Annotated in this window: 1 protein-coding gene; it reads right to left on the bottom strand. The window is 45.3% G+C overall.

Features of this window, described 5'->3' with window-relative positions:
* Positions 1 to 201: hypothetical protein (locus ACSVH7_RS15185; protein ID WP_438067527.1), on the bottom strand; the 201-nt coding region annotated here is incomplete at both ends.

The following is a 201-nucleotide window of genomic DNA, read 5'->3' as shown; positions in this document are numbered from 1 at the left end:
AATTTGGAATTTCCATTTTCATAGCCATCCCTCCCCACCATCTTACCAAAAATAATTCGTGCATTCGTGGCTATTTCCTCTACCCACAAAAAATCCGCGTCCATCCGCTTCATCTGCGTCCATCCGTGTCCCATCCCCCAAAACTTATCAAAAAAAATCTGCGACACGAGCGATAGCGAATAGACGAAGTAATCTGCAGCC

The sequence above is a fragment of the Flavobacterium sp. TSSA_36 genome, assembly GCF_051547165.1.
Classification (GTDB): Bacteria; Bacteroidota; Bacteroidia; order Flavobacteriales; family Flavobacteriaceae; genus Flavobacterium.
Note: the sequence above shows the minus strand (reverse complement) of the source record. Positions and strands in the feature narration are given on the sequence as shown.